Origin of the sequence: Veillonella sp. DNF00869 (assembly GCF_001553345.1) — a bacterium.
GTDB lineage: Bacteria > Bacillota > Negativicutes > Veillonellales > Veillonellaceae > F0422.
This window is the reverse complement of record NZ_KQ960771.1, coordinates 200,315-218,237: the sequence shown is the minus strand read 5'-3', so window position 1 is coordinate 218,237 and position 17,923 is coordinate 200,315. Positions and strand designations below refer to the sequence as shown.

At 33.8% G+C, this 17,923-nt stretch carries 14 protein-coding genes; 1 reads left to right on the top strand and 13 read right to left on the bottom strand.

Features of this window, described 5'->3' with window-relative positions; all coding sequences use genetic code 11:
• Entirely contained in the window at nt 1-1,014 is a 1,014-nt protein-coding gene (gene hrcA, locus HMPREF3032_RS05330) for a heat-inducible transcriptional repressor HrcA (protein ID WP_062402735.1), read from the bottom strand.
• A 581-nt stretch (nt 1,015-1,595) separates the two neighbouring features.
• On the opposite strand from hrcA, the gene HMPREF3032_RS05325 reads away from it, so the two are divergent.
• Nucleotides 1,596-1,955 (top strand): hypothetical protein, encoded by a 360-nt coding sequence (locus tag HMPREF3032_RS05325; protein ID WP_062402732.1) that lies wholly within the window; start codon nt 1,596-1,598, stop codon nt 1,953-1,955.
• Between the two features lie 200 nt (nt 1,956-2,155).
• On the opposite strand, the gene HMPREF3032_RS05320 is transcribed toward HMPREF3032_RS05325, so the two are convergent.
• The 12 genes from HMPREF3032_RS05320 to HMPREF3032_RS05265 all read right to left on the bottom strand — a co-directional run bounded on the left by HMPREF3032_RS05320 (nt 2,156) and on the right by HMPREF3032_RS05265 (nt 17,798).
• A complete protein-coding gene (locus tag HMPREF3032_RS05320) occupies nt 2,156-2,746 on the bottom strand; it encodes a nitrite reductase (protein ID WP_062402729.1) in 591 nt (196 codons plus the stop codon).
• A gap of 40 nt (nt 2,747-2,786) precedes the next feature.
• Nucleotides 2,787-3,947 carry a radical SAM family heme chaperone HemW gene (gene hemW, locus HMPREF3032_RS05315; protein ID WP_062402726.1) on the bottom strand — a complete coding sequence of 387 codons (1,161 nt, stop codon included), beginning with the start codon at nt 3,945-3,947 and terminating at the stop codon, nt 2,787-2,789.
• Nucleotides 3,947-5,746: a translation elongation factor 4 gene (gene lepA / locus HMPREF3032_RS05310; protein WP_062403449.1), complete on the bottom strand. Its 1,800-nt coding sequence runs from the start codon at nt 5,744-5,746 to the stop codon at nt 3,947-3,949. Before lepA ends, hemW begins: the two co-directional genes overlap by 1 nt.
• A gap of 11 nt (nt 5,747-5,757) precedes the next feature.
• A complete protein-coding gene (gene mnmA / locus HMPREF3032_RS05305; RefSeq protein WP_062402723.1) occupies nt 5,758-6,819 on the bottom strand; it encodes a tRNA 2-thiouridine(34) synthase MnmA in 1,062 nt (353 codons plus the stop codon).
• Between the two features lie 465 nt (nt 6,820-7,284).
• Nucleotides 7,285-8,127, bottom strand: coding sequence for a hypothetical protein (locus tag HMPREF3032_RS05300; protein WP_062402720.1), 843 nt, complete (start codon nt 8,125-8,127; stop codon nt 7,285-7,287).
• Complete coding sequence (locus HMPREF3032_RS05295) at nt 8,117-8,599, bottom strand: Mov34/MPN/PAD-1 family protein (RefSeq protein ID WP_197413492.1); 483 nt, start codon at nt 8,597-8,599, stop codon at nt 8,117-8,119. The genes HMPREF3032_RS05300 and HMPREF3032_RS05295 overlap by 11 nt, the downstream gene beginning before the upstream one ends.
• 17 nt (nt 8,600-8,616) lie before the next feature.
• Nucleotides 8,617-10,332 (bottom strand): ThiF family adenylyltransferase, encoded by a 1,716-nt coding sequence (locus HMPREF3032_RS05290; protein ID WP_062402714.1) that lies wholly within the window; start codon nt 10,330-10,332, stop codon nt 8,617-8,619.
• Nucleotides 10,333-10,335: 3 nt separating this feature from the next.
• The gene (locus HMPREF3032_RS05285; protein ID WP_062402711.1) at nt 10,336-11,355 is read right to left on the bottom strand and encodes a nucleotidyltransferase domain-containing protein; all 1,020 of its coding nucleotides are present in this window, start codon (nt 11,353-11,355) and stop codon (nt 10,336-10,338) included.
• Between the two features lie 13 nt (nt 11,356-11,368).
• Nucleotides 11,369-15,436, bottom strand: coding sequence for a DEAD/DEAH box helicase family protein (locus HMPREF3032_RS05280; protein WP_062403446.1), 4,068 nt, complete (start codon nt 15,434-15,436; stop codon nt 11,369-11,371).
• Entirely contained in the window at nt 15,423-16,367 is a 945-nt protein-coding gene (locus HMPREF3032_RS05275; protein WP_062402708.1) for a hypothetical protein, read from the bottom strand. Before HMPREF3032_RS05275 ends, HMPREF3032_RS05280 begins: the two co-directional genes overlap by 14 nt.
• A complete protein-coding gene (locus tag HMPREF3032_RS05270; protein ID WP_062402705.1) occupies nt 16,368-16,586 on the bottom strand; it encodes a helix-turn-helix domain-containing protein in 219 nt (72 codons plus the stop codon). It abuts the gene before it with no gap.
• Nucleotides 16,587-17,210: 624 nt separating this feature from the next.
• Complete coding sequence (locus HMPREF3032_RS05265; protein ID WP_062402702.1) at nt 17,211-17,798, bottom strand: hypothetical protein; 588 nt, start codon at nt 17,796-17,798, stop codon at nt 17,211-17,213.
• Nucleotides 17,799-17,923 lie beyond the last annotated feature (125 nt).

Sequence of the window (17,923 nt, the reverse complement as noted above, 5' to 3'; positions counted from 1 at the left end):
TTACAGCTTCTTTTTCTGTTCTTGTAATTCTTCCATGCACTTATTAATATAGGCTAGGATACCCATAATACGGCCATATTCCATTCGTGTAGGACCTACAATAGCGAGGGTACCTACTTGATGAGGAACATTGAAACTTGCTTGGATAACGCTAATATCTTTCACCAGTTCGTTGGAGTGACCTATTTTTACATCGATAGGACTACTAGAGTTTGGCGTTAATAATTGGGTTAACTCATCTTGTTGTTCTAATAAGGCTAACAGTGGTTGGGCCCGTTTAATATCGTTAAACTCTGGTTGTTCTAACAAGGATGTAGTTCCTATTGTATAGAAGAGTTTTCGCTTAGCAATGGCTCGATATAATGTGTCACAAAAAACTACATACGTTGTACCTTGTAAATCTAAAGTTACCCGCATTTTGTCTAAGTTTTCTTGCGTGATATCCTGGATGGATACATCATGAAGTACACTATTAAAGCGATGCGCATGCATAGCTAATTCTTCTTTATTAATAGGTTCTGTAAAATAAATTGGCTCATTATCCAAAGCACCTGTATTCGTTACCACCACCATGACCGCTCTATGTTCATCGATAGGAAGAACATGGATATAGGTTATAGTAGATGAATCATGGGCGGGAGCTAAAAACATACTCACATTATGACTAATACGAGAAATAAGTTTTGCTATTTCTACAAAAAAATCATCAAGTTCTTGTTGATGAGCCTGCCATAACTCTTGAATTACAGGAATATCTTCAGCTGCATCGTCTTCAAACCCCTGTAAAGTGTCTACATAGTACTGGTAGCCTTTTGCCGAAGGAATCCGACCTGCTGATGTATGAGGTTGTTCAAGAAAGCCAAGATCTTCTAAATCAGCCATTTCATTTCGTACCGTCGCAGGACTGATGCCTAGATCATAATTCTTAGCGATCGTACGAGAACCAACAGGTTCCGCTGTTTTAATGTAATCTTGAATGATAGCACGCAGAATGCGCTCTTTCCTTTCATCCATAGTATCACCTCGTTATTATTAGCACTCACTAAGGTTGAGTGCTAACTACAAGATATATAGTATCACATTTACAACATATGTCAAGTGAAAAATTGGTGAAAGTTCAGTAAATACCGTATTAGTCAAAAAAACAAACTTTTGATTATTTAGTTTGGTGAGGTATGTCAGTACTAATTTGGGCAAAAGGAAGAGCACGGCACATTCCTCCGCAAACTGATACTTCGTTAGGTTTGCTCCGGAACATGCCGTGCTCTTCTGAGGTTCTCATCAATTAGTATGTTAACTTGACATACCTCATCAACGCGTCCAATTGGGTGGAAGTTTGAGGACGAGCGTTGCTGTGACCCTCTACGTTAATTCTTACATAGTGCATTATATAGATATACCTCACTAACGCATTTACTTGGTGTGAGATTTAATCGATGTATACTCCCTTTTAAAATTGTATCGTCATAGAATTGATAGTATAATGATATTATAATTATATATTAGCATCTATTAAGATATTAGGCTTTGTAAGATGCTAGGCCTTAGCTTAGCCTTGTTTTAGATTAATGATTTCTATAAAGGAAAGGTAGTATATGAAATTTATTGTATTACAACGTGATGACATTGAAAATTTTATACATATTGAGCATGCACAGGTTTATGATTTAATAAACGAAGAACATCATAACGAATTAACACAGATATTGGATTATGTAAAACACGGAGAACAATTACAGTTCATAAAAAAAAGCAGTACACTCCTACCCAAAGGAGTACGACTGCTGTATGTCCCACCATTGGAAGCACTTGGTATCACTGCAGGTGAAACTTCCATATCATTAGAATGGACTGGATTAGAAGAAGATACGTTATACATCATCAAGGACGATGCACCATTAAAACTAAGAATCACCAACCCTAAAGCTGGCGTGTATTACAAAACCATTAAGTAGTAATCTATTCCCATTAGGAACGAAGTTAAGCGTAGTAGCCTGTGGCAAATCTTACCAACTAAATTACACAAACACTAGAAGAGCACGGTGTGCTCCGAACAAACATTATGAAATACCGTTTGTGAGGAGTATACCGTGCTCTTCCTTTTAATATATTTAGTTTAGTTAGCCACAGGCTACATAGCATCACAAGTGACGTTTTACTGGAACGGATTCCCCAATCGTTGTAATACATGCTCGAACTTCTCTTTTGGATTCGCATTTTTGCTATACCATTCTAAGAGCTCTGAGATTTTCTGTTCTGCTTCTTCCGGGGATAATCCTTCTAGCAAGGTAATTGCTTTTCGAGGCAAGGCACCGCTTGTGCCACCTGCTACTAAGGTAAAGCCATTTGGTTTTCCCACTAGGCCGATGTCTTTGATCATAGACTCTGCGCAGCATCGTGGGCAACCGCTGATGCCGATGCGAATTTTATTCGGCATATCTTTGCCGTAGTGTTTTTGGTCTACCATAGTCGCCATCGGAATGGTTTCCATAAAGGCATGGCTACATCCATCTGTACCGCGGCATGCCACGATGGAGTTCACCGATTTATGTTGTACTTGCACCACTCCATCTGGTAAGTGTTCTAAGATGGATTCTTTTTGTTCTTTTGTAATGTCATAAATTTGAATGCCTGTAGGAACGATACGGAACTTTCCATTATGTTCTTTCGCTAGGCTAAAAATTGCCTCCATTTGTTCGTATGTGAACTCACTGAATAAGGCATGTAAAATAACTGCTGTTTTCATAAAACTCTCCTAAATTAACTGTATGGGCGTACATTCCTACTTAGGACGTAAGGAACTGACTAAACACATAATTTCCGTGCTTGGCCCCTTCCTTAGTGAGACGATATGCATCATCTTCATAAACAAGCAATTGTTTACGTATTAGATCTGTTACAACAGATCCATATATATTGTGAAAGTCTAAATTAAATCGACTTTCAAACAAACTAGGTACTAATCCCCACTTCGTGCGCAACGCAAGAAAGCTAAAATCTTCATAGTCACGAGGGCTAGTGATGATTTCTTCCTCAATGCATGGACTTTCACCCATTTCAATTTTATGGATGTAAGGCACCACGTAAGGGGTATTCTGAAAGCGCCGATTCCCAACAAAGGAATGAGCACCAGCACCAAAGCCGATGTAATCAGCGCCATGCCAGTATTTGATATTATGACGACTGAAAGCTCCATCTTTACCAAAACTAGCAATTTCATATCTATCGAACATCTGTTTTTCTAACCCTTCTACAAGGTAGTCGTACATCTGTTCGCATATATCTTCAGACGGTAATATGACCGAATGGTCCATGACTTGGCGATGCAATAAGGTACTAGGTTCCACTTGTAGGCCATAGATAGAGATATGATTAATCGGCAAAGACTGAATAATATCTAGATTATAAGAAATGTCTTCCAATGTTTGTTGCGGCAATCCATAAATTTGATCAATACTTATATTGCGGAAGCCTACCTCATAGGCATATAGAACAGCTTGTTGTGCCATCTTTGCCGTATGGGTTCGTTGCAATACACGCAAATGGTCATCACAAAATGTTTGCACACCAAAGCTAATGCGGTTGATGCCAAGCTCATATAAGTGTCGCATGTATTGTGCGTCTACTTCACCAGGGTTAGCCTCAATGGTAATTTCTACATCACTGCTAACCGTATATGTTTTGTACACTGTCTCTAATATACGATTCAATTCCTTAATGGACAACACAGTCGGGGTGCCACCGCCGAAGTAAATCGTATCGAAGGGCTCTGTCCCCAAGAAGGCCTGATTAGATTCAATCTCTTGGCGCAACGCATAGGTGTACACATCAAAATAGTCTTCTAATCCTTGGTACGAAGGGAAATCACAGTAGGTACACTTTTGACGGCAAAAGGGAATGTGGATATACATTCCCCTATGACCTACTGGAATACGAGTTGTATTCATTAGTTTTCTACTTTCAAAATCGCCATGAATGCCTCTTGTGGAATCTCTACAGACCCTACAGCTTTCATCCGTTTTTTACCTTCTTTTTGTTTTTCTAGCAATTTACGTTTACGGGAAATATCGCCACCGTAACATTTTGCCAATACGTCTTTGCGCCAGGCTTTTACCGTTTCACGAGCTACAATTTTTGTGCCTACTGCCGCTTGGATTGGAATTTCAAAGTTTTGACGTGGAATCAATTCTTTCAATTTCTCAGCGAGGGCACGGCCACGTAATTGAGCGCGATCTTTGTGAACAATAATACTCAAGGCATCGACAGGATCTCCGTTTAGCAAGATATCCATTTTTACCATCGGAGATTGTTGGTAGCCAATCAATTCGTAGTCCAAGGATGCATAGCCTTTCGTAGCAGACTTCAATTTATCAAAGTAATCGTAAATGATTTCCCCTAGCGGCAAGTGGTATACGATAGATACACGGCTTTCATCAATGTATTCCATGCTGATGTATTCCCCACGTTTGTCCTGTGAAAGTTCCATAATGGCCCCCACATAATCTTTAGGAACGATAGTGGTAGCCTTTACATATGGCTCTTCTACATAGTCAATTTCAGTTGGTGGCGGTAATTTAGCAGGGTTATCCACTTCGATGACTTCCCCATTTGTTTTGTATACCTTATAGTTTACGCTTGGAGCAGTCGTAATCAAGGATAGATTATACTCCCGTTCCAATCGTTCTTGGATGACATCCATGTGTAATAGTCCAAGGAAACCGCAACGGAATCCAAAACCTAGTGCCAAGGATGTTTCTGCTTCGTATTCTAAAGCAGCATCGTTTAGATTTAGTTTTTCTAAGGCATCCCGTAAGTTTTCATAATCTTTGGAATCTGTTGGGTATAGACCACAATATACCATGGACACGGCTTTGCGGTATCCTGGTAATGGTTCTTCAGCTGGATTATCTGCTTTTGTGATAGTATCCCCTACACGACAGTCACGAACATTTTTAATACTTGCCGCTACACAGCCTACAGAGCCACATGGTAATTCTTGGACTGGTAATAAATGCGGTGTAAATACACCTAATTCAGTGACCTCAAAATCCTTAGAACTGTGCATCATACGAATGGTATCTTTTACTTTCAAAGAACCTTCTTGCACGCGCACGTAAGCAATGGCACCTTTGTAGGAGTCAAAGCGAGAGTCAAAAATTAAGGCCCGTGCTGGTTTATCAGAATGATCTGGTGGTGCAGGAATTTTCTCTACAATGGCTTCTAAGATATCCTGAATACCAATGCCAGACTTAGCGCTGGCCAAAATAGCATCAGATGCATCTAATCCAATAACATCTTCGATTTCACGTTTTACACGTTCAGGATCTGCACTTGGCAAATCAATTTTATTAATGACAGGAATGATTTCCAAATCATGTTCCAATGCTAAATAGACATTGGCCAAAGTTTGCGCCTCTACACCTTGTGCAGCATCAACCACCAACAAGGCTCCTTCGCAAGCTGCCAAGGAACGTGATACTTCATAGCTGAAGTCCACGTGACCTGGTGTGTCGATTAAATTTAATGTATATTCTTGTCCATCTTTTGCAGTGTGTAATAAACGAACGGATTGAGCTTTAATGGTAATGCCCCGTTCCCGTTCTAGGTCCATGGAGTCTAAGACTTGGGCTTGCATTTCCCGTTTTGTCAAAGATCCAGTTTCTTCGATTAAACGATCCGCTAGCGTGGACTTACCATGGTCAATATGAGCAATGATACAAAAATTACGAATATGTGATGTACTCATGACTTCCCTTTCTAACAAACAATATCTATTACACCACCACCAAGAACTCGACTTCCTTCGTAGAATACGACAGATTGCCCCGGTGTAATGGCGCGTTGTGGTTCCGTAAATTCAACTTTCATAGTACCGTCCTCTGTGAAAGTAACAGTACAGGGTGATGGTTTCGCGGCATACCGAATCTTACCTTCTGCTTGCAATGATGTGGGTACAACTCCGTCTAGGAAGTTATAGTTTTTACACAACATGGTGCGAGAGAATAAACTTTCATTAGGACCTACGATAACCTCATTCGTTTCGCCATCTAATTTCACAACATAGAGAGGGTATGCATATGCAATGCCCAAGCCCTTACGTTGTCCAATTGTATAATTGTATAATCCATTATGCGTACCTAACACTTCACCATTTTCATGGACAATGCGTCCTGATTTAGGTTTCGATTTCGATGTTTTTTCGATGAACCCTTGGTAATTATGATTCGGCAAGAAACAGATATCTAAGCTATCTGGTTTATCCCATACAGGCAATTCTTTTTCATGAGCCATTTCGCGAGTTTTCGTTTTTGGTTGATTCCCCAAAGGAAAGACTAAATGTTTTAAAATATCTTGGGTTAACGTGTACAATACATAACTTTGATCCTTCGTTGGATCGTCACCTTTATGTAATTCATACCGCTGTGCTGCCTCATTGTACATAACCTGTGCATAATGACCTGTCACCATGTGTGTAGCCCCTAAGGATAAAGCACGTTGTAATAACAAATCGAATTTAATATTGCGATTACAGAACACGCATGGGTTCGGTGTACGACCATTGGAATATTCCGTGATGAAATAATCTACCACATTGTCTTTGAAAATATCTTTCGCATCCACCACATGATGTTCAATACCAAGAAAATCGCACATTTTCTTCGCATCCACCACGGCTTGGGGAATTTCGTCTTCCTCCGTGTCGCTTACCCACAAACGCAAGGTAATACCAAATACCTTATACCCTTGTTCTAATAACATTGAAGCGGTTAAAGAACTATCTACGCCACCGCTCATAGCTACTGCATATACTTTGTCCATATTATCTCCTACCATCAAATTGATACATCAAAACAGATTGAAAGTCTGAAGATGTATAATTGAACAAAAAATTATACTTATACATATCACTATATTATACCGTATTCTATGGGAGTGTGACAATATTTTAAACCCATAATTGGCTTAATCATGCTTTTCTTGAAATAAAAAGGTTCTATAATATACCGCTTTTGCTGTCCCCCCAGGATATATTATTGAACCACTTTTTATATGAGTATCTCCCATATTTGACAAAGAGCCTAAAAAAGCCAGCAAATCCAAAGTTCTGCTGGCTTTTACTATGTTTATTTTATTCCCACTTGATATGTCTATTGATATCATTTGGTATAAATGGCATAAAATTAAGGTTTTAATTATCGGATTTAGCCTTATTATCTATTTTATTTCTGTTTATCGTTTTTATTGCAAGCATATTACAAGTATGAACTTTATGCTGAAAAACACCTACATAACTCTATGAGGTTTATTAGCAAAAGTTCTTTCTCCATCACTATTTTGTTGAAATACATTAACATGTTTAACATTACCTCTTTCCGCAAGAGATATAGCTTTTTTTACAATTTCAAATGTATTTTTAGGATTCGTTGTTGAAAAAACATTAAGGGTTACACCATCGCTTAATTTTCTTATCTCTTCAACAATAGTATCAACAAGTTCTTTAGAATACACTCTCTCACCAAATCTCGAAAAATCTCTTTTTACCCAAATAGTAGTATTTGTTTTGAAATTGGAAGGTATTTGTTTGCAAGAGATAGGGTAAGTGTCTTGCATTATTAAATTTACATCTTTAGAGTTAGGGTTTATTTCATTCATTTTTCTTTCAACATTAATCTGGTATTCTTTCTGTGGAAAAACACTTTCCTCAAAAGGATATTTTTCGAAAGTATCTCTAAGGATCAACTTATATTGAGTATATATTGGTACTAAGATTAAGTTGCATTTTTCGTATCCTAATATATTTGAACACATCCAATACCACCAATATGGTTTATTGTGATAAATGTTCCCTTTATTATAAATTTTCTCTTTATTTGATTTTCTAATGACATGAAATAAAGCATATACTGCAATTAGACATCCCATAGTCCAATTCCCAGAAGTCATTAAATAATAATATTTTGCATTTTCTATCGTAGGACTCCCATCACCCAAAAGTGTTTTAATTATTCCAGCCAGATTAACAATCGTTGGAGCTATTAAACAAATAATCAGAGAGAATATTTGTATTAATTCTCTTACTGAATCTAATATAAAGTTCTTAATATATTTTTCACTATCAATTTCCATCCATATACTCCCAGAAAATAGTATCTATTAATCTAACTTGTAATGTATTATTTATTTCCCACATTCTAATGGCTTCATATCCTACTATTATATGATAAAATTTAACATCACCCTTTGAATCTTTGCTAATTTTCTTCCAGTTTTTTAAATCTATGCTTGAAAAATTAGGTATTGCTTCAGGGTGAGTATGCCACTCACCTATATATCTGAGAGTCTCATCACTTTTTTTATAAAGATTTTCAAACAATTCTATATGTTTTTTATCTTTTCTTATAAATCTGTTATGTTTTCTTTCATCTTTAGACATCGGAACAGTTATATGATTAATTATTATGTTCTCATTAGATTTATTTTCTTTTCCTATCAAAATCCCGCCAGCTTCCCTTGAGAAAAAGCCCTTTTGTATATATTCAAATAAAGTATGTATTACGTTATGGCATACTTTAATTTTTCTCTTATTTACAATAATCACAAGTCCATTACTCACCCCTATACATCATCCCTTCCCAAATCACATAATGCCACTTCTAGATACTTCTCTTTTTGATTTATATACCTATCCGAAACAGAAAAACCTGACCTAGTAAGATAATAATCATCTCCTTTTTTAGAAGCAATAACATTATTATTTATCCTACCAGCTATCTCACGCTTGAATAAATCCATGAACAAAGTCGAACTTTCAACTGATAACGTTGAGCCATAAGGTATGAATGTACCGTTACATCCGGAATACGTTTTAGTAAAAGTTTGTCCATTCTTAACATATGAGGATAGATCTAATATTCCGTCATTATTTATAATAAAAATATCTCGATAATCATTTCTGTCTTTAATATTAATTCTCGCAACATGGCAACCTATATCTAAAGGTTCATTCCATATATAAAATACCGTTTTCAGAATTTTATTTTCCAATAGATAGTTATTCAACCATATATTTAGCGTGTGATTACCAGTGGCAGAAACAATATAATCAAAATCATCAAAATTTAAATCACAATCATTTATTGCATCTTCTATTTTCCCCGAAATTGCTTTTGCATTTATCTCTGGTAATGTCTTCTTTGCATAGTTAACTAAAGAAAATACCTTATAATCATAAGTTGATTCTATCCCAAGAAAATGTCTAAATACGTTTTCTGGTTTTAATATATCCTTATCAACGAGAGTTATGTTTTTACATCCTGATTTAATTAAATCATGAAATACATAGCCGCCAATAGAGCCACATCCAATCAATAAAATAGATTTATTAACAATCTCATTTTGCAAAAAAGAAGTTCTACTAGTTAAATAATCTACATCTAGTCTATGGATTGAAAGGGGGATTATTCTGGTAAAAGATGCGAGTTGAACTTTATTTTTTGCTAAAAATTTTGGATTCTCAACCATAAATCCGCAAGTATTTACAGCATTATCACCTTGTTTTATTTCAAAAACCAACATTAATTTATTACTGCATTTACCTTCTAATTTATTGAAACACTCAAAGTCTACAAAACTCAATAGTCTATTTAAGAACTCATCAAGCTTATAATCAAAAATATTAGGAGGATATATATACTCAAGTGGATTAATATAAAGATAGATGCCGTTTTTTTGTGTACCTTTTTTTTGCCAAGTATAAAAATCTTTTTGATTGGTAGAAGCAAAATATTTTACATCATTTTTTCTTTTTATATATGCTGCAAACTTTTCATTCTTTCTTTGTTTACTTTTCGATGCTATTTCACAAAATTTTATATTTGTATCTTTCTTCTCAGTTGGCAATGATACGTGAGCAATAGATATATCACCGAGCAGTGCAAAATACGAATCAAATTCCTTTATAAAATCCTCTTTATTTTTACCTGAAATTCCATCTTCAATTAACTCTTTCGCCTTTAAAACACATTGATTAAAAAGCCCTGTAAATTCTGGATAAATTATTTTACCTTCTAAATCAAATAAGCATATTTTCCCTTTTTTATCTATATGAGGTATAAACGGTAATTCATCAATCAAATAGAAATCAAACAAATTTAATTCCCAGTCATCAGGGATACCTATTACAATAGGTATCCACTTCTTCAATATATCAAGTTTACAGCTAATAATCCAAGCATAACTATGTCCATTAAATATTTCATTTTGCCTAATATCTGATTCAGAAATATACTTATTATCCAATACAACATTGCTAATATCAGTGTAGTTAACCATTAATTACTCCATTCCAGAAGCACTAGAAGATGGAATATAATTAAATTGTTTTTTAGCTGAATTCTTTTCTTCAGGTATTTCAAAATCATCTCCAAAAATTTTATTTAATTTCTTATATTGTTCTAGTTCATCTGCTTCATCTCTGACTTCTACAAGATCTTTTTTAAGCTTTTCAATTTTATCCTTAAAATCTGTCATCTGAGCAACACTCATTTTTTCAAAAATATCATCACCAAATTTAAACTTTAAATTATATGGCAACGGCAAAGATATTTTATACATAGACCTTCCAGATTCATTTGTCCTAACATAACTAAACTTATTAATTATAGTATTTACAAGATCAATTAGCGAGCTTAAGTCGTCTTCTTCATAATAATTAAAATTATCAGCAGCAATCAATGTGATTCCTATACTAGGTGGATTAGCATGACCAGTATTTGAAAATTTTCTATTTTTCCATTTCTTTAAATATCTAATTACCCTTCTAAATTGATTTCTTTTTTCTCCGCCCTCCACACTATCATTTATATAGTCAACTAATCCTTTAGGATCTGCCGCTTCCCATTCTTGTGAATCTTTATCTTTCCCTTTAGCTATATACAATTGACTTTTTTCATCATCTTTATCAGCATAAAGATATGTAACTAAATCAACGTGAAATTTGGCTTCTCCATCTTTTTTGTAAGTAACTGTAACACACGGTTTCTTAATTTCAGCACCGTAGTCTGTATGATTTTTTAGAATTTCACAAATTTTTTTCTTTAACTCAATTGAAGTATAATCATCCTTATTTGCAGAAAATCTTAAAGCTACATCAATGTCATATTCGCTGTCATCTTCAGGTTCGATACCTGTACACATTGCATAACTACCTTGATTTAATTCCTTAAATGAAGGTAATTCATCGCTATTCCTCAGTTTACCAAGTAATATATCTCTCTTCTCACTTAATTCTTTTTTCACTTCAAAATCCACTCTGATTTTATCATTGAATTTTATTAATTCAGATTGTACGCTCATTTTTATATTCCTCCTATATATCCTTAATTGAAGATTTTATATGTTCTCTTTCTTCATTTGTTAGCCCATACTTATCAAATAATTGCTCATCAATTTCAGATATTGATTTTGACCAATCTATATCCGACTGATTAGTGAAGTCTTGCATTGGTACAAATTTATATACAATTTGGGAAATATTTTGAGATGATTTTAGAATGCCAACCATAAATCTTAAAAATTTAGTTAATAAATACATTGATAAATTAATAGCCTCTTGTTCTGTTCGAAAATCTCCAATAGGAATTAAAGAATCTGTGCAAACAGAACGATTAGAAGCAATATATGGCCGCCCTAATATTGCAACTTCATCTTTCTCACCAAAAATACCAGCAGCACCGTTAGCCTTAGACATAAATACTTTATATCTATTAGCTAGGTCTTTATTCTTTGTGATTTCTTCTTCTTTTGTGTATCTTATCCTATCATAAGAACACCTTACTGAATATGAACCATCAAAATAGGTTTCAGAAGTCTTGCTATTAACCTCCTTACCTGTAATACCAAAAGCATTTCTTCCTTTTGTAATCGTCATCAATGTATTAAAACCTTTATGATTTCTAACTTTATTTAATATGGATACCATAGAATTCATAGATATTATTTGTTCCATGTCTTCTTCAAATAATGGTCTAAATGCACTATTTTCTTCTTTATCATGTATAAATTCAGTATTGCCAGTATATTGTTTTTCAAATAAAAAATAATTTACTGATCCTAACTCTGTTCCTTCAAAAACCGATGCACCATTAACCATCGTTTTTATTTTTTTTAAGTGATTGTTTCTCTTTACATATTCTCTTAGCTTAGGGAAGGAATTATCTTGTGCATCTGCAGTGAACCATTTTGATGGAGTTATTAATGTTGCATATACATCTGTAACATCCATTGCTAGTTTTATATAGTTTGGGAAAAGTTGTTTTCCTAGTGATTTATTTCCTTGAGATTTACTAATAATTTCTTGATATGGTGGATTCCCAACTATTGCACCAAATTTCACTTTCTTATCACCTACCTCTATCTCATCATTTAAAGTAATTTCACTAAAATTTTTATCTTGTTTAAGCAAGTTATAAATTTTTGTGTTATCTACTTCTCCATTTCCATCTCTCACATCAATCAAATCATACGCATTAAACTCGCTTGATATATTGCTCACATTCAAATTCAATATTTCATAGAACCTTCTTGTAAATTCATATGCTATAGATGATGTTGGAATTGAATAAATTATATCTTTTATATCTTTATGATCATATCCAAGTTCAGCTGTTAATCTTTTATAAAGTGCTACAGCATATTCTCCTGATTTACTGGCAATATCAAGTAACTTATACTGCTTATCAACTATTTCTCTTAAGCCTTGTTCTGGTAATAAAGCAACCATCTCATCACACACTTTTGATGGGGTAATAACCTCGGATTCTGACATTCGATTAAACTTTTTTATTGAAGTCATCGCCCTATCAAGAGGTGGAACACTTTCATCTGATGCAAGCATAGATATATTTTGAATTTTATAATCCAAACTGCTTCTCTTAAATGGGTCCATCCTATAACTAATCTTTTGCAATACACCTTTATCCAAATAGAGATTTTTTGCAACCCTTTGGTTATCATATCTTTCCAATGTATTTAAAATATCATCTAAAGAAGATACCTTATCTTTTGTTAAGAAAGAATAGAAAAGTAATCTTTGATAATACGTCTTAATCTGACTTTCTAACTTTTTAACTTCATCATCTGTTTTTGTTTCAGAATAATCTTCAGCTGGTGTATCTTTTTTATCTTTATTTGCATTCTTTTCATCTTTTGGCTCTTCTATATCCAAATCATCACCATCTCCTTGATTTGGATCTATCGTTAATCCTTGCTTTGAATTAAATTCAGCCTGACTTTCTATAACCCTTCTGATATCAGCATCATTTAAAAGAGATAAATCAACAGGTATATCAACTACTTCATCAGAAACGCTTCTTTGATTATTATATTCACTTACTGCTTCCAAAATATTCGTAGCATCTACCTGTTTAATTTTATTATGATTCATCATAATAATCGGTGAAATACGAAGTTCCTCTACAATTCTTTCTCTCAGTTTGCTATTCCCATTTTCTTCTGTGTTCACATTGTAGATAAGAGATTTTTGCTCTTGCATTCTAAATAGACGATTCGGATCAAAATCAACTAGCAAAGTTTGTGGTTTTAAATTTTCCTTTATAAATCCATTTTCATTCGACAGTGTTCTAACATACTGATTTTGCAATCTGAAAATAGATTGATCATACTCTTGCGGGGAAGCCGTATCTTTAAAATAAAGCATTGTATCCCATTGTTCTACTGTAGAACCTGTTAGCATTCGATTTACAGTTAATGTTAATGTTTTTTGATTGTTTTCTTCACACTCTTTAATCTTTCTTTTTATATCATCAGGCTTGCTATATCCTCTTCTTGCATCAACACCTGAAATGTTTATGATTTCATATTCACCTAAGTTCTTAAATGTATCCTTGTTTGTGCTAATAAGCTCTTCCATTGCATCGCAAGAAGCACAGTATGGCAAAACCATAACCATGTGTCTACACATTTTACCTTCTTTGATTTTGTCATAGTCTAAGAACCCTAATAACTCGTCATCTGCTTTACTACCATCAATCACCTTAAGCAAATCAAGAATTTCATACTCATTTATAAACTTCTTATGTCCCTGATTACTCGCATCTTTTTTAATAGAAAGTGGTTCAAATAATTTTGAAAAAGCAAAGCTAACTCCATTTTTTCTCAAAGCATCCATTTTTTTACGAGAAGATTCATTCGGATTAAAGGCAAAACGAACTAACTGAGGAAATCCATAATATGGATTATCCCATTCATTTACATCATCATTATTCAGATGTTTCCTATCCCACTCTTCTTGCTCTTTCACAATATCTGAAAATTGAACAAAAGAAATAATATCCTCTTTTTCAAATTCACTTCCCATCAAAATGCGATAAGGTGTTCCTGATAAATGCAATCTAATTTTTGCATTTATTTTTTTAATTTCAAGATCAGCATTTACTAAATCTATATTTTCATCATCAAGTTTACTGATGTTCTTTTCGTCAGTCTTATCATAACCAGCATTTTTTAAAATCTTCCCAAAAGATTCTGCTCTTGCACCAAAATGTGTTTCGTCAACAATGAGAAGGTCAATTTGCTCTCCAAAAACCTCCTTATGCTTATCCTTAATGGTGTCTCCTTGAAGATCTTGCAAGGTAAGGAAAATAACTGTTTTCTTTCCTTCTAAATGCTTTTCAGATATTATATTCTCATCCATCAACAAATCAGATGATTCTATAAAAACATACTCTGAAAAGTTACCTGCACTTTCAACCGTTTTTTTCCATTCATCCTTAACATCTGCTTTAGCTGACACAACTAAGACGGTTTTAGCTTTCAATTCTAAAGCACAGCAAAGTGAAGTAAAAGATTTTCCAAAGCGCATAACTGCATACATTAGTAAATTTCTACGTCCATTTTTCACAGCGTGAATAAAACTATTTACAGCAACTTCTTGATTTGGTCTTAAGTCCCACTTTCCACCTCTTTGATAATGATATGTCTGAGGTAATCTATTATTAGAACTATAATATTCATACTTACTCGAGTTAGCTTTATAATTTTTCTTTATATCTTCAATACCATTATCAATATCCAGTATTTGTGTATCTTTAAAAAATTCTCTACTATAATAAATACCATTTTCCAAATCACCTGGCTTCAATCTTTGTTTATTTAAATCATTTTCAAGATATTGATGAATGGAATAATCTCTAAAATAAGTTTCTTCATCAATAGTGGCTTTATTCTCATATTGTTTTTCAAGTTCCGGGAAAATTTCTCTCCATTCGTTTAATCTTTTTGATACTGGTCTGTATGTATCCCCAACCTTTAAATAATTTGGTACTGTATTTGTTGTAAATGCATAGATATGAGGCTCTACACGACCAATGATAATCCTATCTAATATATCTATAGCTTCAATCTTATTTTCTTTCATTTGCATAATCCTCTTGTTTTAGCAGGTCTTGAAAAATGATATTTTTTCTTGCTCTCCAGTCTTTTATAATACAGAAAACGCTTTCTTCTTTCTTCATAAAATCAAATAGTGTCATCTGTTCATTTTGTTCAGTCGGTTCTCTATATGGGATAGTATATGTTAGACCGTCCATCTGCCATAAATTCCACGAGACTATCTGGGCTATTCTAAAAAGTTCCTCCTCTTTCGGCTCCCGCTTAAGTTTTTCTTGCATATATTCACAATACGAAACGAGTAAATTTTCTCTCGCTATAAGCAGACTGTCTCCTTGAAACTCAAACCCATAAACACTTTGAAATGCTCTTTCTGACCATTTTATCCATTCATCTTCACTAGTGGTATTTTCATTTACTACTCTCATTTTCCTATCTAAGATACCGATTCGTTCATATAAATCTATAGGCTTACCCGTTACTGTATCATATCTACTCACTAAATAAGGTGCTTCTCCACAAGTGATTTCAAGTCTTCTTTCATCAACATATTTTTGCCAAGTTTTGCTCTTTTTATGTGGAAATTCTATTTTATCTGTTGTTGCAATCCACGTCTTTCCATTTTCTATATTAAAAACAGAATTTTTTCCAAACCATGCATTATCAACCAGATTATTTTGAGCATTGCAAACCCAGCTAGGTGTAAACACCTCCGCTTTTTCCTTCGTTCTATTTCCTTGACTTTCCTTAGTCTTTAGTATTCTAGGTTGAATAACATTTGAATTATCACCAGTAATAAGAGTAAAAAGAATAGGGTAATGAGAATAGTATTCTTTACCTAACATCTCATAGTCATCTGTTCCCCAGATAATATTTCTGTTCGTAGTTCTATCGATAAGAAGAGTTTCCAGAACTTTTTTGCTCCATTTCCCCTCATCTACATCAATTGTAAATGCCATTTATTTATCTTCCTCTATGTCTTTTTCAATACAAATCAAATCTCCTACATCTGCACCTAATTCTTCACAAATTTTACCGATTACAGTAAGAGATACTGCATCGCCTTTAACCATCTTTGATATCGTTGTTGGTGATATTCCTGTCTCATCAATTAAATCTTTCTTCTTCATATTCTTATCTATCAACAACTTCCATAATCCATTGTAGTTAAATTTCATTTTTATTTCTCCTGATTCCATAAAAATGGATTTATTATACATCATATTATATTATAATACATACTATATATAGTTGTAAAAATTAATCGGATACTAAAAAATTGGTATAGACCTAAGACCATACCAATCATAATTCATCGTTCAACTTTTTCTTTATGCTTATCCATATATTTGCTTTATAATAAATTATTGAGGCTACTCTTATATGAGCAGCCACCACATTTGACAAAAAGCCTTTTAATACTTCTCGGTGGGTGTCGCTTACCCCACATCTCAATCCTATTTCTAGTTGTGTAGATGCCACAAATTTTCTACCTCGAGAAATTATAATACCTATTCTACCAAAAAAATTAGTAATTGGTAAAGCACTATGAAAAAGTTTAAAGATTAATATTATGTTTTTTCGCGTACTCTAAAGTTTTATAATATTTACTGTATGATTTAATTGCTTCTTTAGGAGCCCTGTCAGTCAGCTTATAATGTATATGTCCTTTGTTGTCATAGTATTCTGTATACCATTCTTTATCTTGCAAAAAATAAGGCATTTCCATCATAGTATCATCTCTCCATTTTTAAATTCGTCATTTCCTTCATTCTTCCCTATCTTTGACATATCTATCTAACCTAGTTTCTTTTAAAATGTTCACCGATTAAAGCGTCATTTAAAATGCGGAGTCCTTGAGCCATCATTTTTCCATCTTTATATAAATCGCCAGAATCTTCTAAAAAACTATAATGTGAACTTTCTCTTGACCTAGTTTCATTAAGTAATTCCACAAATGTAGCAATATCAGTATCGTCCAATGCACCAAAATTGTGTTCTAACATCAGATTACTACCATATTCTTGTCGCAATTCATCAATACTAGAATAATAGGGGCCTCTGGCATCCAGACTTGGTATATAATTACTTTCATACTCTGGATTTAAAATCTTAATGATATGAACGCCCATTCCTAATTTCACCTTTGTATATCCAGATAGACCATACACATATAAAGTATCGTTTTTCACAACATATGTAAACATCTCATTCTCTAGTGTTCTTTGATTAAAATAATCTCTTAACTCAAAGACAAAGGTTATTTCATATCGAAAAAATATTTTTGTATCCAGATACCTATGAATATTAACATAGAGATATAAAGATCCCACCATAGCCATTATAAGCAAGAAAAATAAATAAAATTTTCCTTTTTTATACACTGTCAATCCTAGACTCCTTTGTATTAAAACTTGGCATATTCATTTTCTGGAACAATAGATGCTATTTTATTTTCAGGCAAGTTAGGACTCTTAATGCCTAGTTTTTCATAAGACCAAAGGTCAAAGAGTTC